This is a genomic window from Reyranella sp. (assembly GCF_965229815.1).
GTDB lineage: Bacteria > Pseudomonadota > Alphaproteobacteria > Reyranellales > Reyranellaceae > Reyranella.
In genome coordinates this window covers 462099-486002 of sequence record NZ_CBDDJN010000008.1, presented here as the reverse complement: position 1 = coordinate 486002, position 23904 = coordinate 462099, and the positions used below count along the sequence as shown (strand labels likewise).

The window sequence follows — 23904 nt, the reverse complement described above, 5'->3', positions numbered from 1 at the left end:
GGCGCGCTGAAGCGAAGGGAGCGAAATGAAGACGAACGTCGGTCGCCGGTCGGTACTGGCAGGAGCGGCCACCCTCGCGGCGACGCCCCGGGCGTTCGCCCAGGCCTGGCCCAACCGGGCCCTCAAGATCGTGGTGCCCTTCGCGGCCGGCAGCGCGACCGACCTCGCAGCCCGCGGACTGGGGGCGAGGCTCCAGGAGATCCTGAAGCAGCCCGTCGTGATCGACAACAAGCCCGGCGCCAGCGGCCAGCTCGGCGCGTCGGCCGTCGCGACGGCGCCGCCCGACGGCTACACGCTGCTGATGGGAACGAACACGACCAACGCCGCCAACCCGGCGCTGTTCAAGAAGCTCAGCTACGATCCCGAGAAGGACTTCGCGCCGATCATGCGCTGCGTCACCGGCGTCAATGTGCTGGTGGTCAACAACGAGCTGCCGGTCAAGAGCGTCGCCGAGCTGATCGACCACGCGAAGAAGAATCCCGGCAAGCTCAACTACGCCGAGGCCAGCGCCTCGCAGCGCCTGTCGGCCGAGATGTTCAACAAGCTGGCCGGCGTGAAGATCGAGCGCGTCCCCTACAAGGCGAGCCCGCAGGCACTGGGCGATGTCGTGTCGGGCCAGGTCCAGCTCATGTTCCCCGACCTGCCGCAGGGCCTGACCCAGATCGAGGCCGGCAAGGTGCGCGGGCTGGGAACGACCGGCCCGCAGCGCACCACCGTGGCGCCCGACCTGCCGCCGATCGCCGACACCGTCCCCGGCTATTCCCTGGTCTACTGGCTGGCGGTGTTCGCGCCGGCCGCCACACCGCAGGACATCCAGAAGGCGCTAGCCGATGCCATCGCCGAGGCGCTGAAGGATCCGGCGACGGCCAAGGCGATGACGCAGGGCCGCATGGAGATCTCGCCGCTCGCCCTCGGGCCGTTCGCCGCCTACGTCCGCGAGCAGACGAAGTGGTGGACGACCGAGATCAAGGCGGCCGGCATCGAACCGGAGTGATCGCAATGAGCAAGGTCATCATCGAGAAGAACGGGCCGGTCAAGACGGTCTGGATGAACCGCCCCGAGAAGCGCAACGCGCTCGACAGCGAGCTGCTGCGCGCGATGATCGAGGCGCTGCAGGCGCCGGTCGCGGCCGAGGATCGCGTGCTGGTGATCCGCGGCAAGGGCGACGTGTTCTGCGCCGGCCTCGACATGGCCGAGCGCAGCAAGTCGGCCGGAGCGGGAGAGGCAAGCGGCATCGAGGTGATGCTGCGCGCCATCGAGCTCTGCCCGCTGCCGGTCGTCGCCGTTGTGCAGGGCGACGCGATCGCCGGCGGCAACGAGCTGGCGCTGCATTGCGACCTCGTCGTGGCGAGCCAGAAGGCGCGCTTCGGCATGTCGCTCGCCCAGGTCGGACTGGCGCCCAACTGGTTCCTGGCGAAGAAGCTGATGGAGGTGCTGGGCCCGGTCACGACGCGCGAGATGCTGCTGCTCGGCGACCCGCTGCCCTCGACCAAGCTGCATGCGCTCGGCCTGATCGCCCGTTGCGTGCCGGCCGACCAGCTCGAGGCCGAGGCAGGCAAGGTGATCGACCGCCTCGCCGCCAACGCGCCGCTCTCGCTCAAGGCGATGAAGGCGCTCACGGTGCGGCAGCTCGAGTTCCGCGACGGCATCAAGCACGACGACGTCGATGCGCTCGTCCGCGCGGCGATGCAGAGCCAGGACGCCCAGGAGGGCATGAGGGCCCGCCTGGAGAAGCGCACGGCGAAGTTCCAGGGCAAGTGACGTGGCGCTGCGCCTGCGCCTCGACAAGCCCTGGCAGCCGCTGACGGCGGAGACGGCGGCGCGGCTGCCCGGCCAGCTCGGCGTCTATCAGGTCGCCGATTCCAGGGGCACCATCGTCTATATCGGCCAGGCCGGCGCCCGCTCGCCGTTCGGGCTGCGCAGCGAGCTGCAGCGCGAGGTCGCGGAGCGGCCTCCGGGGCACCAGTTCCGCGTCGAGATCAACCAGCAATACCGAACGCGCTGGTTCGAGCTGCTGATGGTCCACCAGGCCGACCATGGCAGCCTGCCCGCCGACAATGCCAGGAACCCGCCGCCCAACCTGGGCCGGCTGAGCCCGTCCTGAAAGGCGGGCCGTCTCACCCGAGGGAACGCCGATGGACTTCGAGCCCAGCTCCGAACAGCAGATGCTGATCGACCAGGTTCGCCGCTACGTGCGCGAGGAGATCATCCCGCTCGAGGCCCGGCTGGACCCCGACGCCTCCGAGCTCGATCCCGCCGACCATGCGCGCCTGGTCGAGAAGACCAAGGCGATGGGCCTCTACGGCATCGACATCCCCAAGGAATTCGGCGGTCCCGACATCGACATCGTGACGCGCGTGCTGCTCGCCATCGAGATGGCACAGCACCGCGCCGGCCTCTACGTCCCCTGCTACGGCACCTTCGGCGGCGCCGGCCTGGCGCAGATCTTCGAGGCCAACGAGGACCAGAAGGAGCGCTACCTCTATCCGACGCTGCGCGGCGAGAAGAAGCCGTTCTTCGGCCTGACCGAGCCGTCGGGCGGCAGCGACCCGGCGCGCGCCATCCAGACCAGGGCCGAGCGCAAGGACAATGGCTGGGTGCTGAACGGCGCCAAGATCTTCATCTCGGGCGCCGACCGCGCGCAGTACGGCATCGTCTTCGCCCGCACCGACGCCTCGAAGGGCCGAGCCGGCATCACCTGCTTCATCGTCGATGCCGGCACGCCGGGCTTCCACGTGCGGCGGGTCGTGCACACGCTGCGCTCGTCGAGCTACGCCACCGAGCTCGAGTTCAAGGATTGCTGGGTGTCGGACCACCAGGTGCTGGGCGAGGTCAACAAGGGCTTCGCCGTGGCCAACGATCGCCTGACCCGCCAGCGCATCCCCTATGCCGCGGGCTGCATCGGCGTCGCCATCGCGGCCCACGAGATGGCGGTCGAATGGGCCAAGATGCGCACCACCTTCGGCGAGAAGCTGGCCAACCGCCAGGCCGTGCAGTGGATGCTGGTCGACAACGAGATCGACATCCGCACCGCCCGCCACTTCACGCTCGAGGCGGCCGAGAAGGCCCGCCGCGGCCTGCCCTTCCGCACCGAGGCCGCGATCGCCAAGCTCACCGCCTCGGAAGGCGGCGGGCGGGTCGTCGACCGGTCGATGCAGATCCACGGCGGCATGGGCATGACCAAGGACCTGCCGCTCGAGCGCTGGTACCGCGAGATGCGCATCCGCCGCGTCGGCGAGGGCCCGAGCGAGGTCCAGCGCATGGTGATCGCGCGCGAGATCCTCGGCAGCAACCTGCGATGAGCGCGCCGGCTGCCGGGCGGCCGCTGGCCGGCATCAAGGTCGTCGAGTTCGGCCAGAACCTGGCCGGCCCCTACTGCGGCCAGATCCTGGCCTTCCTCGGCGCCGATGTCGTGAAGGTCGAGCGGCCCGAGGGCGACGATGCGCGCAAATGGGGACCGCCCTTCATCGAAGGTGACGCGGTGGGCTTCATCGCGCTCAACCGCGGCAAGAAGTCGATCACCTGCGACCTCGGCGACCCGGCCCAGCGCGCGGCGCTGGTCGAGCGGATCGGCGCGGCCGACATCTTCGTGCACAATCTCCGGGCCGACGTGCCGGCGAAGTTCGGCATCGACGGCGCCGCCCTGACGGCGCGCTTCCCGCGGCTGATCTATGCCGATCTCGGTGCCTTCGGCCATCTGGGGCCGTGGAAGGATCGGCCGGGCTACGAGCCGATCATCCAGGCCGTCGCCGGGCTGATCTCGCTGAACGGCGATCCCTCGGGCCCCGAGGCCCGCATCGGCGTGTCGATCATCGACCTGTCGACCGGCATGTGGACGGCGATCGGCGTGCTGGCGGCGCTGGCCCGCCGCCATGCCACCGGCCGCGGCGGGCTGGTCAACACCTCGCTGTTCGAGAGCGGCCTGATGTGGGCTTCCAACCATGCCGCCTCCTACTCGGTGACCGGCCGCATGGCGCCGCGCCAAGGCACCGGCCATCCCTCTCTGACGCCCTACCAGGCGTTCGACTGCAGCGACGGGCCGCTGATGATCTGCCCCGGCAACGACCGGCTGTGGCGCAAGTTCGCCGAGGCGCTGGGCCATCCCGAATGGCCGGACGAGCCGCGCTTCCGGACCAACGTCGAGCGCATGCAGAACCGGCCGCTGCTGCTGGGCATGATCGCAGACATCATGAAGGACCGGAGCCGCGACTACTGGTCGGGCCGGCTCGACGCGCTCGGCGTGCCCAACGGTCCGCTCAACACGGTGCCGCAGGTGCTCGACCTCGCCCAGGTCGCGGCGCTCGGCATGTTCAGCAGGCCCTATGCGGGCGCGGACGCGCTGTTCCACGGCCTGCCGGTCAGCATCGACGGCGAACGCGCCGCCGAGGTCGCCAAGGCGCCGAAGATCGGCGAGCACAACGGCAAGGTCTAGACCAGGGCCAGAGGCTCGTTGACGGGCGTCATTTGACGCCGTCCGCAAGGTTCGGGGTGGACGTTAGCTATGAAAGTCCAACTACGTCGTAGACGTAGACGTCTCCCCGCCAACCCAGGATCAGGCGACCGCTTCGCGGGTCGAACGACAGTGGCGCAACTGGCTCAGTGCCTGGAACGCGATAGTCAAAGATGGGCTCAGGCTTGGTGAGGGTCCATAAACGCAGCGCGTAGCCGCGCTCTCTTTCATCCTTACCGCCAACCGATGCGAGCAGAGTGCCTGAAGCGTTCCAGGCCAGCGCGGCAACGCCGTCATGGAATCCAGAAATGGACCTTACGAGGCTACCTGTCGAAGCATCCCAGATCCGGATCGGATCATTGTCGCGTATCCAGGTCGAGGCGTTCTCTTTCGTAAGGCCTGCCGCACCAGACGCGATGTATCGCCCTTCTGGGCTCCATGCGATTGCACCAACGAGCGGGACGTGGCCTTGCAAGACACGAGCGCGCTCGTTGCTCGTGACGTCGAAAGTCTGGATTTCCTTTCGAACCGTGGCTCTGGCCGCAATTCCAAAGAAATTTATGTCGGTGGCGAGTTGATCAGCTGGCCCCGTCACCAGCCGCCTGCTCCAACTACCCGAAGGTGTCGCAAGGCGACCAATGAAGTCACCGGTTACGGCGTTGAAAATCAGAATCGCCGTTTCTCGGATGCCAACCAATACGGCCGCGTACCTTCCGTCTGAGGTTACGACTATGGCGTTGGTGACTGCCTGCGAAAATTCGGGCGGACGTTGAACGTGCCTATCCAAGCGGCCCGTTGCGGCATCATGAACTGCAAAGGCCCACGGACTCCGACCTTGCTCTGCGAGCGTAGCGATCTCCGAGTTCGTCAGGAATGCGAGCGTGGAAGTGCCCAGCATCTGAGCTCGATCAAACTGACTGACTTTCTGCCAACCCGATGTTTCGAGGACGACAACCTTGTTGGTGTTGTCAACGACGACCGCAAAGTAGCGCAAGTCTGGGCTCCAAACGCCTTCCCAGATTGTGCCGCCAAACCGAGCCGATCCTACTCGCACTCGGGCGATCCGGCTCAAGAATACAGTCGAAGATCCAGAACTTCGAACGACGGCACTTCCAAGTGACGTATCACGAGGACACGCGCCCAACAGCGCGCCAGTGATACCGACCCCGCCAATCGTGCCGAGCAGCGCCGCCCGCCGACTGACTCGCGGTCTCTTGGTCATTCTCGTCTCACCCAATTCCAGCCTCTACGGCACAACGGGTGTCCCAAAACGTGATCGTTCTCCCGAGCAGCATGTTGCATGCGGAGTCAAGCCGCGCCAAACACGAAGGTGTCGACTATGACCATTCAGGCGACCGAACGAGCCGGCTCGAGCGCGAGGGCAAGCTCTCGGCCGGGTGCGGCTGCGAGCCAAACGCCCGCCAAGTCCGATGGATCGTGGGGGCGCGTGACCTACTGCCGCCGCCATCGACCGCATTGACCAGTACGTGACGCCTCTTGTCGGCGTGGCCTGTCCTAAGCGCCCCCCGGGGAGCCGGGATCGTCAGCCGGCGAAGCTCAGGCAGTATTCGCGCACCCGCTCGAGCGGGATGCGGGCATGGCTCTGCACGATGATGAACTTGCCGCCGGGATCGTTGCCATAGGGCATCTTCACGAGGCGCTCGAAATCGTCGGCCCCCCAGACGCAGGACTGCTCCGAGAACAGATGCACGTCGGCGCCGTAGCAGATGTTCCATTCGACGTGATAGTCGAACAGGTTGCCGCGCAGCTCGGCGACGCTGGTGTAGAGCGAGTATTCCGTCCACGGCACCTTGGTCGGCCGCCGGATCTTCCACGACAGGAGCGAGGTCGTGGCGCCGCGCCAGTCGGCGCGCATGTAGTCGAGCGCCTGTTCCGCCAGCTTGCCGTGCAGCAGGTTGGGCGTGACCGAGAGGCCATGCCCCTTGGCGTCGTAGGCGGTGCCGACGATCTCGGTGACGTTGCGCCACCATTCATGGTGCCGCTTGGGCTCCCAGCGTGAGAGGCCGCGACGGTCCTGGACGAAGGTGGTCGCGTCGAAATCGCCGACGCAGCAAACGTCGGAATCCAGGGTCAGGTAACCGCCGAAGCCCAGCATCACCGGCACGGCAAGCTTGACGACCTGCTGCCGATACCAGCCGGTCATGAGGTAGAAGGTGCTGAACAGCGGAAAGAAGTCGCTTTCCGGCCGGACCGAGACGTTGATCTTGGAGAAACGCGGCAGGCTGGTGCGCAGAAGATGGGTGTCGCCCGCCGGCGCCACGATCAGCAGCTCGAACGGCTTGGTGTCGCGCCAATGCTTGGCCAGCGATTCGATCAGAAGACCGGCGCGCTCCAGGTCGCCCCGGCGCGTGATCTTGCGCAGAGCCAGGGGCAGGATTGCTTGGCGGACTTCGGAGAACATCGTCTTGGTTGGCCCAGAAAATACATGTGGTATCGGGCGCCTGCCACATCAATCGCTGGGCCACCGCTGGGCACGAGCATACCAGCGGCAGAACGTCCCAAGCGGCGGGTCTCCGCAGCTGCGGCGCAAAAAAAACGCCGGGCCCGTAGGCCCGGCGAGTCAAACAGGGAGGCTTCACGTCTGGGAGACGTGGGATCATGAGGATCCCGAGTTTCGAACGCGAAAAGTGCGAACCGTTCGTGTCGATAACCTGAGAGAAAAATAATCCTGCCATTGCCCAGTGGTAGGGGGGTATTTCCGAGAACTGACATGCGATGGACGCATGGGTCTCACCGAGTATGCAATCCTGCAACTCTGATCTTCAAAAACGTGTCTCGGCGACCTTGCGCAGGAGGAAATCCCGGAAGACGGCGATGCGCTTGGAATGCCGTAGCTCCTCGGGATAGGTGAAATACACATCGGTCGTACGGACATTCAGGTCCGGCAGGACCATTTCGATCTTGGTCGATTCGCGGGCCAGATAATCGGGCAGAGAGGCAATGCCCAGGCCCGATTCCACGGCCCTGAAGATGCCGTAGGTGTTGTTGACCCGCAGCACCACGATCCGGGCGGAGGTCTCGCTCTCCCCCTCGCGCAGCAGCCAGTTGACGTCCTGGACGGGCGCCCGCGCGTCCTCGCCGAAGATGATCAGCCGGTGCTGGTCGAGCTCCTCGACCGACTTGGGCTTGCCGTACTTCTGGATGTAGCCATGCGACGCATAGACATGGCTGCGCACCGTCAGGAGATGCCGCTGCACCAGACCGGGCTGGCGCGGCATGACCATGCGGATGGCCACGTCGGCCTCGCGCATGCCCAGGTCGAGCTCGTTGTCCGAGAGGACGAGGCTGACGTCGATCTCCGGATACATGGTGATGAATTCGTGCATCTGGGCGGTCAGCCAGGTCGAGCCGAAGCCGATCGTGGTCGTGACCTTCAGCCGGCCCGCCGGCTTGTCCTGGTTGGCCCGCAGCAGCGCCTCGGCGGTGTTGACCTTGGCCGCCATGTCGCGCGCCGTGCGATAGAGCAGCTCGCCCTGCTCCGTCAGGATGAGGCCGCGCGCATGGCGATGGAACAGCATGACGCCGAGCTGCTCCTCGAGGGCGCCGATCTGCCGCGATATGGCGGACTGGCTGAGCTTCAGCGTCTCGCCAGCATGGGTGAAGCTTCCCGCGTCAGCCACGGCCTGAAAGATCCGCAGCTTGTCCCAGTCCATTTCATCGCCTCCCTGACCGCGCGGCCGCGGTTTACGCTACTCCGCGGCCTGCGCGAGACGGGCTTCCTGACCCGCCAGCCACCTCTCCGCTTCCAATGCCGCCATGCATCCCGTGCCGGCCGCCGTGACGGCCTGGCGGAAGATCTTGTCCTGGACGTCGCCCGCCGCAAAAACGCCGTCGATGTCGGTCGCGGTCGAATCGGGCCGGGTGATCAGGTAGCCCTCGCCGTCCATGGCGAGCTTGCCCCTGAACAGCTCGGTATTCGGCGAATGGCCGATGGCGATGAAGACACCGTCCGTCTCGAGCACCTGCTCGGCGCCGGTCTTGACGTTGCGCAGGCGCACGCCCTTCACCAGGGGGGCCGGCGCGGCCTCGCCCACGATCTCCTGGACCGTGTGGTCCCATAGGACGGTCACCTTGGGGTTCCGGAACAGCCGCTCCTGCAGGATCTTCTCGGCCCGGAAGGAATCGCGGCGATGGACGATCGTCACCTTCGCGGCGTGGTGCGTCAGGTAGAGCGCTTCCTCGACCGCCGTGTTGCCGCCGCCGACCACGACGACGTCGCGTCCGCGGAAGAAGAATCCGTCGCAGGTTGCGCAGGCGGAGACGCCGCCGCCGCGGAACGCCTCCTCGCTGGGCAGCCCGAGCCAGCGCGCGCTGGCGCCCGTCGAGACGATCAGCGCATCGCCCTCGTAGCGGTCGCCGGAGTCGCCGGTGCAGACGAACGGTCGGCGGGACAGGTCGACGTCGACGATCGTGTCGAAGAAGAGCTGCGTGCCGACATGCTCGGCCTGCTTCTGCATCTGCTCCATCAGCCAGGGACCCTGGATGACGTCGGCAAAGCCCGGATAATTCTCGACGTCCGTGGTGATGGTGAGCTGGCCGCCGGGCTGGATGCCCTGCACCAGCATCGGCTTCAGGCTGGCGCGCGCGGCGTAGATGGCGGCCGTGTAGCCGGCCGGACCGGATCCCAGAATGAGCACCTTGGTGCGATGAGTTTCAGCCATGACCCTTTCGCATCCCACAAACCGCATATCTGCCGACATATATGCAAACCTCGCGGGAGATGCACTCCCGATGTTGGGGTTCTCGCGCAATTGTTCACGGAGACCGGCGCCGGAACGGCAACTTTATTGCGCGACCGGCACGGTTCTGGCATAGAGCGCGCCCACGGAGGAGTTGATGGCGCGCGCAAAGCTGGATCGGATCGACCGGCGCATTCTGAGTGACCTGCAGGCCAATGGACGCATGACCAATGTCGAGCTGGCCGAGCGGGCCGGCATCTCGGCGCCACCCTGCCTGCGCCGGGTGCGGGCCCTGGAACGGGCCGGCATCATCAAGGGCTACCACGCCGAACTGAGCCCCGAGACGCTGGGCTACAGCGTCGCCGTCTTCGCCCTGGTCGGGCTGAACAGCCAGGCCGAGGCGGATCTCAAGGCCTTCGAGGAGCTGATCGCCGGCTGGGACGAGGTCCGGGAGTGCCACATGCTGGCGGGCGAGGCCGATTTCCTCCTGAAGATCGTCGCCGAGACCTGGGACGAGTACCAGAAGTTCCTGACCACCCGCCTCACCTCGGCGCCCAATGTCAGCCACGTCAAGTCGATGATGGTGTTCCGGACGGCCAAGCAGCTGCCCGGCGTACCCATCGCCGTCGAATAGGGGCACGGTCATGGACGGCAGCACGGTATCCGACGTCACCCTGGAGCGACTGCACGAGATCGCCGCCGCCTTCGCCCGGCGCGACGTCGGCGGCATCGTCGCGGCGTTCGCCGAGGACGGCGAGTTCCGCAATGCCCGCGGCCCCCACTACTGGGGCGAGAGCTTCAAGGGCAAGGCAGCGATCCGTGGCTACTTCGAGCGGCTGTTCTCGGCCAGCGGCGACGTGACGTGGCGGCACACCGCCGAGTTCATCCACGGCGACAGGGCCGTCACCGAATGGCACCGCACGGCCACGCTGGCGAGCGGCGAGCGGCAGGAGTGGCTGGGCTGCGATCTCTACACGTTCCGCCGCGGCCTGATCGTCATGAAGGACACCTACGTCAAGGTCGTGATCTGAGTTAGAAGGCGCTTGCGGGAAACGGTGTGTATCGATAGCGTGGGCGATCGGGACACACCGTTACCGACAAGGGAAGATCGTCATGGGCAACCTGATGCGATCGGCGCGGCTGCTGGTCTTCGACCTCGCCTCGACCCTGCTTTTCCTGGTCCTGCTGCTCCTCACCAAGAACCTCATCCTGGCGGTGGCGCTGGGGGTCGCGCTCGGCGTCCTGCAGATCGGCTGGCTGCTGGCGCGCCGCCGCCCCATCGACACGATGCAGTGGATGAGCATCGGCCTCGTGGTCGCGTCCGGGGCGGCGACGCTGCTAACCGACGATCCGCGCTTCGTGATGCTGAAGCCCACGGTCATCTACTGCATCGTCGGCGCCTACATGCTGCGGCCGGGCTGGATGAACCGTTACCTGCCGCCGATCGCCATCCAGACCGTGCCCGATCTCGCCTGGCTGTTCGGCTTCGTCTGGTCGGGCCTGATGTTCCTGTCGGCGGGGCTCAACATCGCCCTCGCCATGACCCTCGATCCCGTCGCCTGGTCGGCCGCCATGTCGGCCTGGGGCATCGCCAGCAAGGTCGTGCTGTTCCTGGTCCAGTACGCGACGATGCGCCTGATCGGCCGCCGGCGCGCCCTCGCGACCGCGGCGGCGCCGACCGCTACTTGAACTGGACGGCGACGACCTCGTAGGAGCGCGCGCCGCGGGGAGTCTGGACCTCCACGGAATCGCCCACCGTCTTGCCGATCAGGGCCCGCCCGATCGGCGAGGTCACGGAGATGCGGCCCTTCGCCAGATCGGCCTCGTAGGGCCCGACGATCTGGTACTTCACCTTCTCGTCGGTATCCTCGTCCGCCAGCTTCACGGTGGCGCCGAACTTCACGATCTTGCCCGACAGCTTGCTGAAGTCGATGACCTCCGCCCGCGAGATGATGTCCTCGACCTCCGCGATGCGGCCCTCGATGAACCCCTGCTTCTCGCGCGCCGAGGTGTACTCGGCGTTCTCGGAAAGATCGCCATGCTCGCGCGCCGCCGCGATCGCCTTGATGATCGCAGGACGCTCGACGCTCTTCAGCTGCTTCAGCTCGTCCTCGAGGCCCTTCAGCCCCTCGGCCGTCATCGGAACCCGTTCCATTGCCTGATCGTCCTTAATGATTCGCGTGCCGTCAACGCCCAACCCGGCCCGACACCGGTTGGGTCGGGCCGCGGCGGACGAGGCTAGAACGCCGTCTTGAAGTAGGATTGCAGGGGCGCCACGTCCAAGGCGCCCTCGTGGAGGGCGGCGATGCCCTCGACCGAGGCCTTGGCGCCGGCGACGGTCGTGTAATAGGCGATCTTGTACATCAGCGCGGTGCGGCGGAGCGTGAAGCTGTCGGTCAGCGCCGCCGAGCCATCGACCGTGTTGAACACCAGCTGGACCTTGCCGTCCTTCATCAGGTCGACGATGTGCGGCCGACCCTCCAGCACCTTGTTGACGCGCTGCGCCTCGATCCCGTGGCGGCCGAGGAATTCGGCGGTGCCGCCGGTCGCCACGACCTTGAAGCCGAGCTCGATGAGCCGCTTGACCGGCTTCACCATCGCCGACTTGTCGGTATCCTTGACCGAGACGAAGACCACGCCATCGACCGGGACCTTGCTGCCGGCGCCGAGCTGCGACTTGGCGAAGGCCCGGCCGAAACTCGAATCGAGGCCCATGACTTCGCCCGTGGAGCGCATCTCGGGGCCGAGCACGACGTCGACGCCGGGGAAGCGGGCGAAGGGGAACACCGCCTCCTTGACCGCGATGTGCTTGCCGCGCGCCTTCTTGATCGCCAGCGCCTTCAGGGGCTCGCCCACCATCAGGCGGGCGGCATGCTTGGCGATCGGCTGGCCGGTCGCCTTGGCGACGAACGGCACGGTGCGGCTGGCGCGCGGATTGACCTCCAGCACGTAGACCTCGCCGTCCTTGACCGCGTACTGGACGTTCATCAGGCCGACGACCTTGAGCGCCCGGGCCATCGCCTCGGTCTGGCGCTCGATCTCCGACAGGATCTTCGACGGCAGCGAATAGGGCGGCAGAGAGCAGGCCGAGTCGCCGGAGTGGATCCCCGCCTCCTCGATATGCTCCATGATTCCGGCGACGAACACGTTCTGGTCCTTGTCGGCCAGCGCGTCGACATCGACCTCGATCGCGTCGCGCAGGTAGGAGTCGATCAGCACCGGATTGACGCCCGAGACGCGCACGGCGTCGCGCATGTAGCGCTCGAGCCCGCCGCGGTCGTAGACGATCTGCATGGCGCGGCCGCCCAGCACATAGGACGGGCGGATGACGACCGGATAGCCGATCTTCTCGGCGACGGCGATCGCCTGCTCCTGCGACGTCGCCGTGCCGTTGTCAGGCTGGCGCAACTTGAGCTCGTGGATGAGCTTCTGGAAGCGCTCGCGGTCCTCGGCCAAGTCGATCGCGTCGGGCGAGGTCCCGAGGATCGGGATGCCCACGGCCTCGAGCGGCTTGGCGAGCTTGAGCGGCGTCTGGCCGCCGAACTGCACGATCAGGCCGAGGAGCTCGCCGGTGCGGCGCTCGACCTCGACCAGCTCGATCACGTCCTCGTCGGTCAGCGGCTCGAAGTACAGCCGGTCGGCGGTGTCGTAGTCGGTCGAGACCGTCTCGGGATTGCAGTTGACCATGATCGTCTCGTAGCCGGCCTCGCGCAGGGCGTAGACGGCGTGGACGCAGCAATAGTCGAACTCGATCCCCTGCCCGATGCGGTTGGGCCCGCCGCCCAGGATGATGACCTTGCGCCGGTCGCTGGGCTCGGCCTCGCATTCCGCAGGGTGCAGCCCGTCGCCCTCGTAGCAGGAGTAGAGATAGGGCGTGCGTGAGGCGAACTCGGCGGCGCAGGTGTCGATGCGCTTGAAGACCGGACGGATGCCCATCGCGCGGCGCGCGGCGGCGACCTCGGCCGCCGACCGGCCGGTGAGCTCGCCCAGCCGCTCGTCGGAGAAGCCCTTCTTCTTGAGGTCGATGAAGTCCTTGGCGTCGCGCGGCAGGCCCTTGTCCCGCACCTCGGCCTCGATCCTGACGAGCTGCTCGATCTGCCGCAGGAACCACGGCTCGAACTTCGAGGCCTGGGCGACCTCCTCGACCGACAGGCCGAAGCGGAAGGCCTGCGCGATCACCAGCACGCGGTCGGGCGTCGGCCGGGCGAGCGCGCCGATGACCGCCGCCTTGTCCGGCGCGCCCTTGATCTCGATCTCGTTCAGCCCGGTGAGGCCGGTCTCCATGGAGCGCAGCGCCTTCTGCAGCGATTCCTGAAAGGTCCGGCCAATCGCCATGGCCTCGCCGACGCTCTTCATCGACGTCGTCAGCAGGGCCTCGGCGCCGGGGAACTTCTCGAAGGCGAAGCGCGGCATCTTGGTCACGACATAGTCGATCGTCGGCTCGAAGGAGGCCGGCGTCGTTCCCGTGATGTCGTTCAGCAGCTCGTCGAGCGTGTAGCCGACCGCCAGCCGCGCCGCGACCTTGGCGATCGGGAAGCCGGTCGCCTTCGAGGCCAGCGCCGAGGAGCGCGACACGCGCGGGTTCATCTCGATCACGACCATGCGGCCGGTCTGCGGGTCGACCGCGAACTGCACGTTGGAACCGCCGGTGTCGACGCCGATCTCGCGCAGGCACGCGATCGAGGCGTCGCGCATGATCTGGTATTCCTTGTCGGTGAGCGTCAGCGCCGGCGCCACCGTGACCGAGTCGCCGGTATGGATGCCCATCGGGTCGACGTTCTCGATCGAGCAGACGATGATGCAGTTGTCGCGCCGGTCGCGCACGACCTCCATCTCGTACTCTTTCCAGCCCAGCACCGATTCCTCGACAAGCACCTCGCCCACCGGCGAGGCGTCGATGCCGCCCTGCACGATGTCGAAGAACTCGTCGCGATTGTAGGCGATGCCGCCGCCGGTGCCGCCGAGCGTGAAGGACGGCCGGATGATCGCCGGCAGGCCGATATGGTCGAGCGCGTTGACTGCCTCCTCGCGATTGTGCACGACCTCGCTCTTCGGGCATTCCAGCCCGATCTTGATCATGGCCTCGCGGAAGAGCAGCCGGTCCTCGGCCTTGTCGATCGCCTCGGCGTTGGCGCCGATCAGCTCGACGCCGAGCTTCTCGAGTCGGCCGTCGCGGTGCAGGGCCATCGCCGTGTTGAGCGCCGTCTGGCCGCCCATGGTCGGCAGCACCGCGTCCGGCTTCTCCTTCTCGATGATGCGCGCCACCATGTCGGGCGTGATCGGCTCGATGTAGGTCGCGTCGGCCAGCCCGGGATCGGTCATGATCGTGGCCGGGTTGGAGTTCACCAGGATGACGCGGTAGCCCTCGTCCTTCAGCGCCTTGCAGGCCTGGACGCCGGAATAGTCGAACTCGCAGGCCTGGCCGATGACGATCGGCCCGGCGCCGATCACGAGGATGCTCTTGATGTCTGTGCGCTTGGGCATGAAATCCTACTTGCCCTTGCTCTTGTCGATCATGTCGACGAAGCGGTCGAACAGGTAGTGGCTGTCGCTCGGGCCAGGCGACGCCTCGGGATGGTACTGGACGGAAAAGGCCGGCTTGTCGGTGCAGCGCAGCCCCTCGTTGGTGCCGTCGAACAGCGAGACGTGCGTGACCTCGGTATTGCCGGGCAGCGATTCCGGCACGACGCAGAAGCCGTGGTTCTGCGAGGTGATCTCGACCTTGCCGGTCGTCAGGTCCTTGACCGGCTGGTTGGCGCCGCGGTGGCCGCGCTCCATCTTGCGGGTCTTGCCGCCGAGCGTGAGCGCGAGAATCTGGTGGCCGAGGCAGATGCCGAACAGCGGCACCTTCCTGTCGAGCACGCCCTGCACGGCGGGCACGCTGTAGTGCGCGGTGGCCGCGGGGTCGCCCGGGCCGTTCGACAGGAACACGCCGTCGGGCTTGTGGCGCAGGATGTCCTCGGCCGAGGCCGTGGCCGGCACCACCGTGACCTTGCAGCCGGCGTTGGCGAGGCAGCGCAGGATGTTGCGCTTGGCGCCGTAGTCGACCGCGACCACGTGATACTTCGGCCTGTCGAGCTTGCCGTAGCCCTTGCCCAGGGCCCAGGCCGTCTCGTCCCAACCGTAGGTCTGCTTGGTCGTGACCTCGATCGCGAGGTCCATGCCGTCGAGCCCGGGCCAGTCCTGGGCCACCTTGCGCAGCGCCGGAATGTCGAACTTGCCGTCGGGCGCGTGCACGACCACGCCGTTGGGCGCCCCGCCGTCGCGGATGCGCCGCGTGACGGAGCGGGTGTCGATGCCGCAGACTCCCGGCAGATCGTGGCTCTTCAGCCAGTCGTCGAGCGGCTTGGCCGCCCGCCAGTTGGCCGGCTCGGTGATGTCGCCGCGCAGCACGACGCCGCGGGCCGCCGGATTGATGCTCTCGATGTCCTCGAGGTTGGTGCCGACATTGCCGATATGGGGGAAGGTGAAGGTGATGATCTGGCCGGCATAGGAAGGATCGGTGATGATCTCCTGGTAGCCGGTCATCGAGGTGTTGAAGCACACCTCGCCCACCGCATGCCGGGCCGCCCCGACGCCCTTGCCCCAAAAGACCGAGCCATCCGCCAGCACCAGCGCGGCCGTGGCCCAACGCGGCGCGGCGTCATTCGCGCCGGCGGTCTCAGGAGAAGCCATGTGAATGTGTCCGCTCTTGCGGCCCGCCCATCCTCGCCCGGGGGGGCGACCTGCGAGCCGGGCGGGTTGTAACCAAGCGGTCGCAGAGGGTCAAGGCGCGGGAGACTGCCGAATACCAAGTCATTTCAATAACTTATTTGCTTTGCCAACAGCATCCCGGACGATTAGTTTCCGCGCTTCGATCGATCGGGACCTGAAACCATGCTGCGCGACAAACTGAACGAGGCGCTGAAAGAGGCCATGCGCGCCCGCGACACGGCCACCCTGGGCACCGTCCGGCTGATCCTGGCCAAGCTCAAGGAAGTCGATATCGCGGCCCGCACGGAGACCAGCCGCGAGGGCGTCGCCGACGACCGTATCCTCTCGATGCTCCAGACCATGATCAAGCAGCGCAACGAATCGGTGGCTCTGTACGAGAAGGGCGGCCGGCCCGAGCTCGCCGCCAAGGAGAAGGCCGAGATCGTCGTGATCGAGCGCTTCCTGCCGCAACAGATGGACGAGGCGGCGGTGGGCGCGGCGGTGGCCGAAGCGGTGGCCGCGACCGGGGCGACCTCGGTCAAGGACATGGGCGGTGTCATGGCCGCGCTGAAGGCCAAGTATGCCGGCCAGATGGACTTCGCCAAGGCCTCGGCGGCGGTGAAGAAGGCGCTGAGCTAGCGCGCAAGCACGCTATCCGGCACCGAGCAACAAGAACGACAACGCCGGCGACGGACAATCCCCGCTATCCCCTACCCGCCTTCACACACGCATCCTTGTTTGGCGTTGTTTAGCCTAATGTAGGCGCATGGCCTTCCCCCCGGGCTTCCTCGACGAGTTGCGCGCGCGCCTCAGCCTGTCCGACGTCGTCGGCCGCAAGGTCTCGCTGAAGCGCAAGACCGGGGCCGAATATGCCGGCCTCTGCCCCTTCCACAACGAGAAGACGCCCTCATTCACCGTCAACGACAAGAAGGGCTTCTTCCACTGTTTCGGCTGCGGCGCGCATGGCGACGCGGTCGGCTTCGTGATGAAGACGGAGGGTCTCTCCTTCCCCGAATCCGTGGAAAAGCTGGCGCGCGAGGTCAACCTGCCGGTGCCCCGTGCCACGCCGGCCGAGCGCGAGCGCGCCGACCGCCTGGCCGGCCTGCAGCAGATCAGCGAGGAGGCCGCGCGCTGGTTCCAGAAGCAGCTCCGCCTGCCGGGAGGCCGGCAGGCGCTGGACTATCTGCGCGGCCGCGGCCTGTCGGACGCCACGATCGACGATTTCCGCCTGGGCTTCTCCCCCGACTCCCGCGAGGGGCTGCTCGCCCATCTCAAGCGCGAAGGCGCGGCGCAGGACAAGATCGTCGAGGCGGGGCTGGCGATCCAGCACGAGGGCCGCGAGCCCTACGACCGCTTCCGGGGGCGCGTCATGTTCCCCATCGCCGACCGTCGCGGCCGCATCATCGCCTTCGGCGGCCGCGTGCTGGGGGCGGGCGAGCCCAAGTACCTCAACTCGCCGGAGACGCCGCTTTTCCACAAGGGCGCCAACCTCTACTGCCTCGACCGCGCCCGCCTCGCCGCCACCAAGGATCAGCCGGTCATCGTGGCCGAGGGCTACATGGACGTCATCGCCCTCCACGGCGCCGGCTTCACCGGCGCCGTCGCGCCGCTCGGAACCGCGCTGACCGAGGGCCAGCTCGGCGAGTTGTGGAAGCTGGCCGACGAGCCCTTCCTGTGCTTCGACGGCGACAATGCCGGCCGGCGTGCTGCGGCCCGGGCGGCGGAGCGGGCCCTGCCGCTGCTGCGGGCCGGCAAGAGCCTGCGGTTCCTGTCCCTGCCGGCCGGAGAGGATCCCGACAGCCTGATCCGCAGCCGCGGGCCGGAGGCGCTGCGGCGCAGCCTCGACCTGGCCCAGGCGCTGTCCGACGTCGTCTGGGCGATGGAGACCGAGGGCCGGCCGACCGACACGCCGGAACGCCGCGCGAGCCTGCAACGCGCTGTCGAAGACCGGGTGGCCGCCATCGCCGATCCGATCGTCCGCGACTATTACCGCAGCGACATGCGCGGCCGTCTGGGCCGGCTGCGGCGGCCGGATGCTGCACCCTGGCGGCCCGGCATTCGCCGGCCGCAACGTCCGGGCGCCCCCGAACCGGCCCCGTTTGCCGCGGGGTCCGCCGCCCGCCTGGCAAGTGTCGATCTCGACGGCACCCGCCAGGAGCGGGCCCTTCTGGGCGCCCTGATCGAGCGCCCCGCCCTGCTCCATGTCCTGGCCGAGGACCTCGCCGCCCTGCCGATCGGCAACCCCGAGCTGATGCGGCTGCGCAGCGGCCTGCTCGACGCCCTGTCCCTGGCGCCGTCCGGGATCGACCCGGCGGCCGACGAGGCCCTGGCTGGATCAGGCGCGGAGGAGCCGCCGGTGGAGGCCCGGCTGATCGCCGAGCATCTGGAACGGTGCGGTCTGGGGCGGCAGGCCGAGGCCGCCCGGGCCAAGGCCCGCGAGACCTTCCGGGACGACCCGGCGGACGTCGACGGCTGGGTCGGTCAGTGGCGCCGGGCGGCCCGGCACCTCAGCCAGCTCACGGCCGATCCCGAGGAATTGCGGCGGGCCGAGGAGGCCCTGGCCGAGGACATGAGCGAGGAGAACCTTCGCCGTCTTCAGGCGATTCTCGACCGGATGCGACGCGAAAGTCTGGATCAGGGCCTTGGCTGAGGGCATCCCGCTGCATATTTGAGCATCTTCTCTCTCGCGGCTTGAATTTAAGTCCCATATAGTAGAAGGGGTTCGCGGGGCCGCCCACCCGCCTCCCCTTCTTGCAGCCAATCCCACGGCCATTCTGGCCGCAGTCCTGTTTGTGCACGCTCAAGGAATCCAAATGGCGACCAAAACCGCGCCCGTCGTTCAGCCCGAACCCACCGACGCCCGCGAAGAGGGGCCCGACGCCCCCCTGCTGGACACGCTCGGCGCCGAGCTGAAGAAACTTGTCCAGAAGGGCAAGGAGCGCGGCTACGTCACCTACGATGAGCTGAACGCCGCCCTGCCGCCGGACGAAGTGTCCTCCGAGCAGATCGAGGACACGATGGCCATGCTGTCCGAGGCCGGCGTCAATGTCGTCGAGGCCGAGGAACAGGAAGAGGTCACCGCGGCCAACTCGACGGAGCCCGCCAAGACCGCCGTGGTCGCCGCCGAGGCGACCGGCGAGGACGAGGAGCTCGGCCGCACCGACGATCCGGTGCGCATGTACCTGCGCGAGATGGGCAGCGTCGAGCTGCTGAGCCGCGAGGGCGAGATCGAGATCGCCAAGCGCATCGAAGCCGGCCAGGACAAGATGATCGGCGGCATCTGCGAGAGCCCGATGACGATCACCGCGCTGCTGGAGTGGCGCGACGCGATCAACGAAGGCCGGATGCTGCTGCGCGACGTGATCGACCTCGAGGCCACCCAAGGCGGTGCTCCGGGCGAGGGCAAGGGTGCCATGCCGGCAGCGGCCCCGGCCGCGCCTCCGGTGCCGCGCCCGTCCATGCCCAAGCTGGTGCGCCCCGCAGCGCCGCCGCCGCCGGCGGCCAACGGCGAGGCGACCGAAGCTCCCGCCGAGGGCGGCGAGGAGGACGACGAGAACGCGCTGTCGCTGTCGGCCCTCGAGGAGAAGCTCAAGCCCGAGGTGCTGCGCACGCTGACGCGCATCGCCAAGGTCTATGCCGAGATGTCGAAGGTGCAGAACCGGCGCCTGGCGACCCTCAGCCGCGGCCAGAAGCCGAGCGCGGAGTTCGAGAAGAGCTACGAGAAGCACCGCAAGAAGATCGTCGAGCTGGTGCGCACGGTGCACATCAACGCCCATCGCATCGAGCAGCTGAAGCTCTCGCTCTACGACCTCAACCGCAAGCTGATGATGCTCGAGGGCAAGCTGATGCGGCTGGCCGAGAGCTTCCGCATCCCGCGTCAGGAGTTCCTCGACAACTACCTCACCTACGAGATCGACCCCAACTGGCTCGACAAGGTCGGCAAGCTGTCCGGCCGGGGCTGGAAGGACTTCGCCAAGAAGCGGGCGCCCGAGGTCGAGAAGCTGCGCGCCGAGATCAAGATCATCTCGGACGCTGCCGGCGCGCCGATCTTCGAATATCGCCGCATGTGCAAGACGGTGCAGGATGGCGAGCGCGAGATGATGCGCGCAAAGAAGGAGATGATCGAGGCCAACCTGCGCCTCGTGATCTCGATCGCCAAGAAATACACGAACCGCGGCCTGCAGTTCCTCGACCTGATCCAGGAAGGCAACATCGGCCTGATGAAGGCCGTCGACAAGTTCGAGTACCGCCGCGGCTACAAGTTCTCGACCTACGCGACCTGGTGGATCCGTCAGGCCATCACGCGCTCGATCGCCGACCAGGCGCGCACCATCCGCATCCCGGTGCACATGATCGAGACGATCAACAAGCTGGTCCGCACCAGCCGCCAGATGCTGCACGAGATCGGCCGCGAGCCGCAGCCCGAGGAGCTGGCCGAGAAGCTCGGCATGCCGCTCGAGAAGGTGCGGAAGGTGCTGAAGATCGCCAAGGAGCCGATCAGCCTCGAGACGCCGATCGGCGACGAGGAGGACAGCCACCTGGGCGACTTCATCGAGGACAAGAACGCCGTCATCCCGCTCGAGGCCGCGATCCAGGGGAACCTGCGCGAGAGCACGACCCGGGTGCTGGCCACGCTGACGCCGCGCGAGGAGCGCGTGCTGCGCATGCGCTTCGGCATCGGCATGAACACCGACCATACGCTCGAGGAAGTGGGCCAGCAGTTCTCGGTCACCCGCGAGCGTATCCGCCAGATCGAGGCCAAGGCGCTGCGCAAGCTGAAGCATCCCAGCCGGTCGCGCATGCTGCGCAGCTTCCTCGACCAGGGCTGAATCTGAACGGCCGGTCGCGGCCGTCCGCCGCCTTCGGACAGTACAAGGCCGGGCTCCTGCCCGGCTTTTCTCTTGGGGTCGAAGGGCTGCCCCGTCCGGCATGTGCCTGAGATGCCGCAGCATAGGGGCAGCGGCGCACAGCGGCCGGTGATCATTGCGTGCGACCGTGATCTTTGAGTGACCCGGCGTGGCTCCGGCCGCCAAGCCTTGCCAAAGTCGGCCACAGCCTCAACATGTCCACATGTCGAGCGGGGCGCCCGGGGCCGTTAGGCCCGGGGCGCGGTCGAAGCTTCGGGGAGCACAAATGGTGCAACCATCTGCCGGGTGTTCGCGTTGACGCGGGCGGCCCGCAGCCTTGCCCCATCCAGGACACAGAGCGCCGCTACGGCGTTCAGGGACCCCTGTCGGGTCCCCGGTGACTGGAAAGGAAGGATGAGCAGCACAAGCCTGGCGACGCGGAGCGTGGTGATCGGGCTCCTCCTGTTGTCGGGTTGCGACGTCGCGCAGAGCATGCGCAGCGATCTCGCCCGGCTGACCTCGCCCTATGCCGCGACCCAGAAGCCCCCGGCCAAGACGCCCGCCAGGCGGGCGCAGCCCCCCGTGTCGACCGCGAGCGCCTCAAGCACCGGCGTGTTCGCCGTGCCCCAGGAGCCGCCGGCGCCGCCCCTGCTGCCCTCCGGCCCACCGCCGGTGACCGGCCTGGTCGGCAAGAGCGAAGGCGAGTTGCGCGCCCTCCTGGGAGCCCCCAACAGCGAGGAGGACCAGCCTCCCGGCAAGCGCTGGCGCTATCGCGACGGCCAATGCACGCTCGACGTCCAGCTCTATCCGGACGTCAGGACCAAGCAGTATGGAACCCTAGCGTACGAGGTGAAGACCAATGACGACACCGATGAAGGAAAGCGTCACTGTCTGGCCCAGCTCCAGTCCCGTGCCCGCGCCGGTCAGTGACGACGCCGGCGAGCGTCGGATCCGCGTGGCCTTCGTCGAGGACGACGACGACTTCCGCGAGGCCGTGACCGGCGAGCTGACCGACCACGGCTTCGAGGTCCAGGCCTTCCCCGAGGGCAGCGCCCTGCTCGCCGCGCTGGCCGACGGCGCGGCCCCGGAGATCATCATCCTCGACTGGAACCTGCCCAACATGTCGGGCATCGACCTGCTGCCGCGCCTGCAGCGCGACGGGATCAACCTGCCGGTGGTGTTCCTGACCGGGCGCTCGCTGCCCGACTACGAGAAGCTCGCCTTCGATCGCGGCGCGCTCGACTTCGTCGACAAGTCGCGCGGCGTGCCGATCCTGGTCCATCGCCTGAAGCTGATCGCCGGCGCCGCCCGCAAGCCCGTCGAATCGCAGCCGGCCGAGTACCAGTTCCACTGCGGACGGCTGATGCTGAAGCCCGGGATCAGCCGCGCCTACTGGGACGATGTCGATGTCGGACTCACGCTGACCGAGTTCAAGATCGTCCATCTCCTCGCGTCCAACGTCGGCAGCTACGTCACTTACCGCGCCGTGTATGATTGCATGCACTATGTCGGGTTCATCGCGGGGAGCGGCGAGAATGGCTACCGAACCAATGTCCGCTCCTGCATCAAGCGGATCCGGAACAAGTTCCGGGCGATCGACTCCGGGTTCGGGGAAATCGACAACTACCAGTCCTTCGGCTACCGCTGGGGAAAGGCCTAGCCGACGCTCTTCCGCGGCCGGCCTGCGCCGGGCGCTCCGCCTCCTCGCCACGTCGCTCACCGTCAAGCTGGTCGTGCTGGTGAGCATCTTCATCGCCCTGCCCGTCGTGCTCTACGGCCAGTTCGAGAGCGCCGACCGGCAGATGCGCGAGCTCGTCACGCGCGCCATCCGCGACCGCAGCACCCTCATCGCCGAAGCGCTGGCCCCGCGTCTGGGCAGCCTCGACCGCGATGGCCAGGCCACGCTGAGCGCCGAGCTCGCCAAGTACACGAGCGACGGCACGGTGCTGAAGCTGATGTTCCAGCCCGGCGAGGAACGCCACGCCGGCCGCTTCTACTTCGTCGCCTCCGCACCGACGATCCGGGCCGCCGAGGTCGCCTCCGAGCTCGACGAGCTCGAGCATCGCGGCATCCTGCAGCGCATCTCCGACGCCTGCATGTGGGACGCCGCCAACGAGATCCGCTACCGGCAGGCCGACGGCACGGTCGAGCTCCTGACGTCGGTCATCCCGATCCGTGCCAGGGGCGGCTGCTGGGTGCTCACCTCCACCCACACGACCTCCGACTTCCTCAACACGTCGATCGGCCGCCCCTACTGGGAGACGCGCGAGATCCGGGTGGCTGCGGCGATCTACCTGGTGCTGGCGGTCATGGCGCTGCTGGTCGCCGTCAGCATCCGCTTCAGCCTGCGGCGCTTCCGCTCGGTCGCCGCAGAGATCAGCCAGGGCCGCATCGGCGACGACGCCTTCAGCCACCGCAACACGGTGCCCGAGCTGGCCAGCGTCGCCCGGGACTTCGACAAGCTGGTGCGCGACCTGCGCGAGGTGTCCCGTCAGATCCGGCAGTCGGCCGAGGACAATGCGCATTCGTTCAAGACGCCGCTCGCCACCATCCGCTCGGCGCTCGAACCCATCCGGCGCCTCGTGCCGATCGACAATACCCGCGCCCGCCGGGCGCTCGAGATCGTCGATTCGGCCGTCGGCCGCCTGCTCGACCTCGTGATCGCCGCCCAGCGACAGGACATTAGCACCGCCGACCTCCTCGATGCTCCCCGCCTGCCGGTCGATCTCGACGCCCTGATCGGCGACACGGCCCTGCACTTCCGCGAGATCCTCAACGAACGCGACATCCGGCTGGTCCGCCGCATCCACGAGCCGGCGGTCGTTCGCGCCGGCCATGGCACGCTGGACGCGGTGCTCCAATGCGTGCTCGAGAACGCCATCAGCTTCTCGCCGCGCGGCGGCACCATCACGGTGACGCTCTCCTCCGCCGGTTCCGGGGTCGAGCTCGCGATCGAGGACGATGGTCCGGGCGTCTCCGCCGATGCACTCCCCCACCTGTTCGAACGGGGATATTCCTCGCGGCCACCCGGCGATCCGGATCGGCCGGCGAGCGGACACGCCGGGCTCGGCCTCTGGATCGTCCGGCGCAACGTCGAGGCGTTGGGCGGGCGCGTGCAGGCCGCCAACCGGTCGGATGGCGGCCTGTCGATCACCATCTGGCTGCCGCGCACCGGCCCGCGCGACTAGGGTGCAGCCGGCACGCCGCCCGAAGC

Annotated in this window: 21 protein-coding genes; 14 read left to right on the top strand and 7 right to left on the bottom strand. The window is 67.6% G+C overall.

What is annotated here, in order from left to right; genetic code table 11:
* Window positions 1-25: 25 nt before the first annotated feature.
* The 5 genes from ACO073_RS29785 to ACO073_RS29765 are packed head-to-tail and all read left to right on the top strand — an operon-like array spanning window position 26 to window position 4432.
* Window positions 26-994 (top strand): Bug family tripartite tricarboxylate transporter substrate binding protein, encoded by a 969-nt coding sequence (locus ACO073_RS29785; RefSeq protein ID WP_422002995.1) that lies wholly within the window; start codon window positions 26-28, stop codon window positions 992-994.
* A gap of 5 nt (window positions 995-999) precedes the next feature.
* Complete coding sequence (locus ACO073_RS29780; RefSeq protein WP_422002993.1) at window positions 1000-1761, top strand: enoyl-CoA hydratase/isomerase family protein; 762 nt, start codon at window positions 1000-1002, stop codon at window positions 1759-1761.
* A gap of 1 nt (window position 1762) precedes the next feature.
* Window positions 1763-2104 (top strand): DUF7508 domain-containing protein, encoded by a 342-nt coding sequence (locus ACO073_RS29775; RefSeq protein ID WP_422002992.1) that lies wholly within the window; start codon window positions 1763-1765, stop codon window positions 2102-2104.
* A gap of 31 nt (window positions 2105-2135) precedes the next feature.
* Window positions 2136-3302, top strand: a complete 1167-nt coding sequence (locus tag ACO073_RS29770; protein WP_422002990.1) for an acyl-CoA dehydrogenase family protein — start codon at window positions 2136-2138, stop codon at window positions 3300-3302.
* On the top strand, window positions 3299-4432 hold the full coding sequence (locus ACO073_RS29765; protein ID WP_422002988.1) for a CaiB/BaiF CoA transferase family protein: 1134 nt from the start codon (window positions 3299-3301) through the stop codon (window positions 4430-4432). Before ACO073_RS29770 ends, ACO073_RS29765 begins: the two co-directional genes overlap by 4 nt.
* Before the next feature lie 67 nt (window positions 4433-4499).
* On the opposite strand, the gene ACO073_RS29760 is transcribed toward ACO073_RS29765, so the two are convergent.
* The 4 genes from ACO073_RS29760 to trxB form a co-directional block, all read right to left on the bottom strand.
* Complete coding sequence (locus tag ACO073_RS29760; protein WP_422002986.1) at window positions 4500-5444, bottom strand: WD40 repeat domain-containing protein; 945 nt, start codon at window positions 5442-5444, stop codon at window positions 4500-4502.
* Between the two features lie 549 nt (window positions 5445-5993).
* Window positions 5994-6872 carry a DUF6492 family protein gene (locus ACO073_RS29755; RefSeq protein WP_422002984.1) on the bottom strand — a complete coding sequence of 293 codons (879 nt, stop codon included), beginning with the start codon at window positions 6870-6872 and terminating at the stop codon, window positions 5994-5996.
* Window positions 6873-7233: 361 nt separating this feature from the next.
* The gene (locus tag ACO073_RS29750; RefSeq protein WP_422002982.1) at window positions 7234-8124 is read right to left on the bottom strand and encodes a LysR family transcriptional regulator; all 891 of its coding nucleotides are present in this window, start codon (window positions 8122-8124) and stop codon (window positions 7234-7236) included.
* A gap of 36 nt (window positions 8125-8160) precedes the next feature.
* On the bottom strand, window positions 8161-9132 hold the full coding sequence (gene trxB / locus ACO073_RS29745) for a thioredoxin-disulfide reductase (RefSeq protein WP_422002980.1): 972 nt from the start codon (window positions 9130-9132) through the stop codon (window positions 8161-8163).
* A 175-nt stretch (window positions 9133-9307) separates the two neighbouring features.
* Here trxB and ACO073_RS29740 point away from each other — a divergent pair, with 175 nt between their 5' ends.
* From ACO073_RS29740 to ACO073_RS29730, 3 genes are all read left to right on the top strand, one after another.
* A complete protein-coding gene (locus ACO073_RS29740) occupies window positions 9308-9784 on the top strand; it encodes an Lrp/AsnC family transcriptional regulator (RefSeq protein ID WP_422002978.1) in 477 nt (158 codons plus the stop codon).
* Window positions 9785-9794: 10 nt separating this feature from the next.
* On the top strand, window positions 9795-10181 hold the full coding sequence (locus ACO073_RS29735; protein ID WP_422002976.1) for a nuclear transport factor 2 family protein: 387 nt from the start codon (window positions 9795-9797) through the stop codon (window positions 10179-10181).
* Window positions 10182-10263: 82 nt separating this feature from the next.
* Window positions 10264-10839, top strand: coding sequence for an inner membrane-spanning protein YciB (locus tag ACO073_RS29730; protein ID WP_422002974.1), 576 nt, complete (start codon window positions 10264-10266; stop codon window positions 10837-10839).
* Here the strand turns inward: ACO073_RS29730 and greA are convergent.
* The 3 genes from greA to carA all read right to left on the bottom strand — a co-directional run bounded on the left by greA (window position 10832) and on the right by carA (window position 15825).
* On the bottom strand, window positions 10832-11305 hold the full coding sequence (greA, locus tag ACO073_RS29725) for a transcription elongation factor GreA (protein ID WP_422002972.1): 474 nt from the start codon (window positions 11303-11305) through the stop codon (window positions 10832-10834). The genes ACO073_RS29730 and greA overlap by 8 nt on opposite strands.
* 83 nt (window positions 11306-11388) lie before the next feature.
* Window positions 11389-14634: a carbamoyl-phosphate synthase large subunit gene (gene carB / locus ACO073_RS29720; protein ID WP_422002970.1), complete on the bottom strand. Its 3246-nt coding sequence runs from the start codon at window positions 14632-14634 to the stop codon at window positions 11389-11391.
* 6 nt (window positions 14635-14640) lie between these two features.
* Complete coding sequence (carA, locus tag ACO073_RS29715; protein WP_422002968.1) at window positions 14641-15825, bottom strand: glutamine-hydrolyzing carbamoyl-phosphate synthase small subunit; 1185 nt, start codon at window positions 15823-15825, stop codon at window positions 14641-14643.
* A gap of 201 nt (window positions 15826-16026) precedes the next feature.
* Between carA and ACO073_RS29710 the strand changes: the two genes are divergently transcribed.
* The 6 genes from ACO073_RS29710 (at window position 16027) to ACO073_RS29685 (ending at window position 23878) form a co-directional block, all read left to right on the top strand.
* On the top strand, window positions 16027-16482 hold the full coding sequence (locus ACO073_RS29710; RefSeq protein WP_422002967.1) for a GatB/YqeY domain-containing protein: 456 nt from the start codon (window positions 16027-16029) through the stop codon (window positions 16480-16482).
* A 127-nt stretch (window positions 16483-16609) separates the two neighbouring features.
* Window positions 16610-18493 carry a DNA primase gene (gene dnaG / locus ACO073_RS29705; RefSeq protein ID WP_422002965.1) on the top strand — a complete coding sequence of 628 codons (1884 nt, stop codon included), beginning with the start codon at window positions 16610-16612 and terminating at the stop codon, window positions 18491-18493.
* 163 nt (window positions 18494-18656) lie between these two features.
* Window positions 18657-20672: an RNA polymerase sigma factor RpoD gene (gene rpoD, locus ACO073_RS29700; protein WP_422002964.1), complete on the top strand. Its 2016-nt coding sequence runs from the start codon at window positions 18657-18659 to the stop codon at window positions 20670-20672.
* A gap of 432 nt (window positions 20673-21104) precedes the next feature.
* On the top strand, window positions 21105-21620 hold the full coding sequence (locus tag ACO073_RS29695; protein WP_422002962.1) for a hypothetical protein: 516 nt from the start codon (window positions 21105-21107) through the stop codon (window positions 21618-21620).
* Complete coding sequence (locus ACO073_RS29690) at window positions 21550-22350, top strand: response regulator transcription factor (RefSeq protein WP_422002960.1); 801 nt, start codon at window positions 21550-21552, stop codon at window positions 22348-22350. Before ACO073_RS29695 ends, ACO073_RS29690 begins: the two co-directional genes overlap by 71 nt.
* Before the next feature lie 79 nt (window positions 22351-22429).
* Window positions 22430-23878, top strand: a complete 1449-nt coding sequence (locus ACO073_RS29685; RefSeq protein WP_422002959.1) for an ATP-binding protein — start codon at window positions 22430-22432, stop codon at window positions 23876-23878.
* Window positions 23879-23904: the final 26 nt, after the last annotated feature.

Coding starts and splice junctions, on each gene's coding strand:
- ACO073_RS29785 (WP_422002995.1), top strand. CDS start 26: ATGAAGACGAACGTCGGTCGCCGGTCGGTACTGGCAGGAGCGGCCACC.
- rpoD (WP_422002964.1), top strand. CDS start 18,657: ATGGCGACCAAAACCGCGCCCGTCGTTCAGCCCGAACCCACCGACGCC.
- ACO073_RS29750 (WP_422002982.1), bottom strand. CDS start 8,124: ATGGACTGGGACAAGCTGCGGATCTTTCAGGCCGTGGCTGACGCGGGA.
- ACO073_RS29765 (WP_422002988.1), top strand. CDS start 3,299: ATGAGCGCGCCGGCTGCCGGGCGGCCGCTGGCCGGCATCAAGGTCGTC.
- ACO073_RS29770 (WP_422002990.1), top strand. CDS start 2,136: ATGGACTTCGAGCCCAGCTCCGAACAGCAGATGCTGATCGACCAGGTT.
- ACO073_RS29690 (WP_422002960.1), top strand. CDS start 21,550: ATGACGACACCGATGAAGGAAAGCGTCACTGTCTGGCCCAGCTCCAGT.
- ACO073_RS29755 (WP_422002984.1), bottom strand. CDS start 6,872: ATGTTCTCCGAAGTCCGCCAAGCAATCCTGCCCCTGGCTCTGCGCAAG.
- ACO073_RS29735 (WP_422002976.1), top strand. CDS start 9,795: ATGGACGGCAGCACGGTATCCGACGTCACCCTGGAGCGACTGCACGAG.
- ACO073_RS29710 (WP_422002967.1), top strand. CDS start 16,027: ATGCTGCGCGACAAACTGAACGAGGCGCTGAAAGAGGCCATGCGCGCC.
- dnaG (WP_422002965.1), top strand. CDS start 16,610: ATGGCCTTCCCCCCGGGCTTCCTCGACGAGTTGCGCGCGCGCCTCAGC.
- ACO073_RS29730 (WP_422002974.1), top strand. CDS start 10,264: ATGGGCAACCTGATGCGATCGGCGCGGCTGCTGGTCTTCGACCTCGCC.
- ACO073_RS29740 (WP_422002978.1), top strand. CDS start 9,308: ATGGCGCGCGCAAAGCTGGATCGGATCGACCGGCGCATTCTGAGTGAC.
- greA (WP_422002972.1), bottom strand. CDS start 11,305: ATGGAACGGGTTCCGATGACGGCCGAGGGGCTGAAGGGCCTCGAGGAC.
- carB (WP_422002970.1), bottom strand. CDS start 14,634: ATGCCCAAGCGCACAGACATCAAGAGCATCCTCGTGATCGGCGCCGGG.
- trxB (WP_422002980.1), bottom strand. CDS start 9,132: ATGGCTGAAACTCATCGCACCAAGGTGCTCATTCTGGGATCCGGTCCG.
- carA (WP_422002968.1), bottom strand. CDS start 15,825: ATGGCTTCTCCTGAGACCGCCGGCGCGAATGACGCCGCGCCGCGTTGG.
- ACO073_RS29695 (WP_422002962.1), top strand. CDS start 21,105: ATGAGCAGCACAAGCCTGGCGACGCGGAGCGTGGTGATCGGGCTCCTC.
- ACO073_RS29780 (WP_422002993.1), top strand. CDS start 1,000: ATGAGCAAGGTCATCATCGAGAAGAACGGGCCGGTCAAGACGGTCTGG.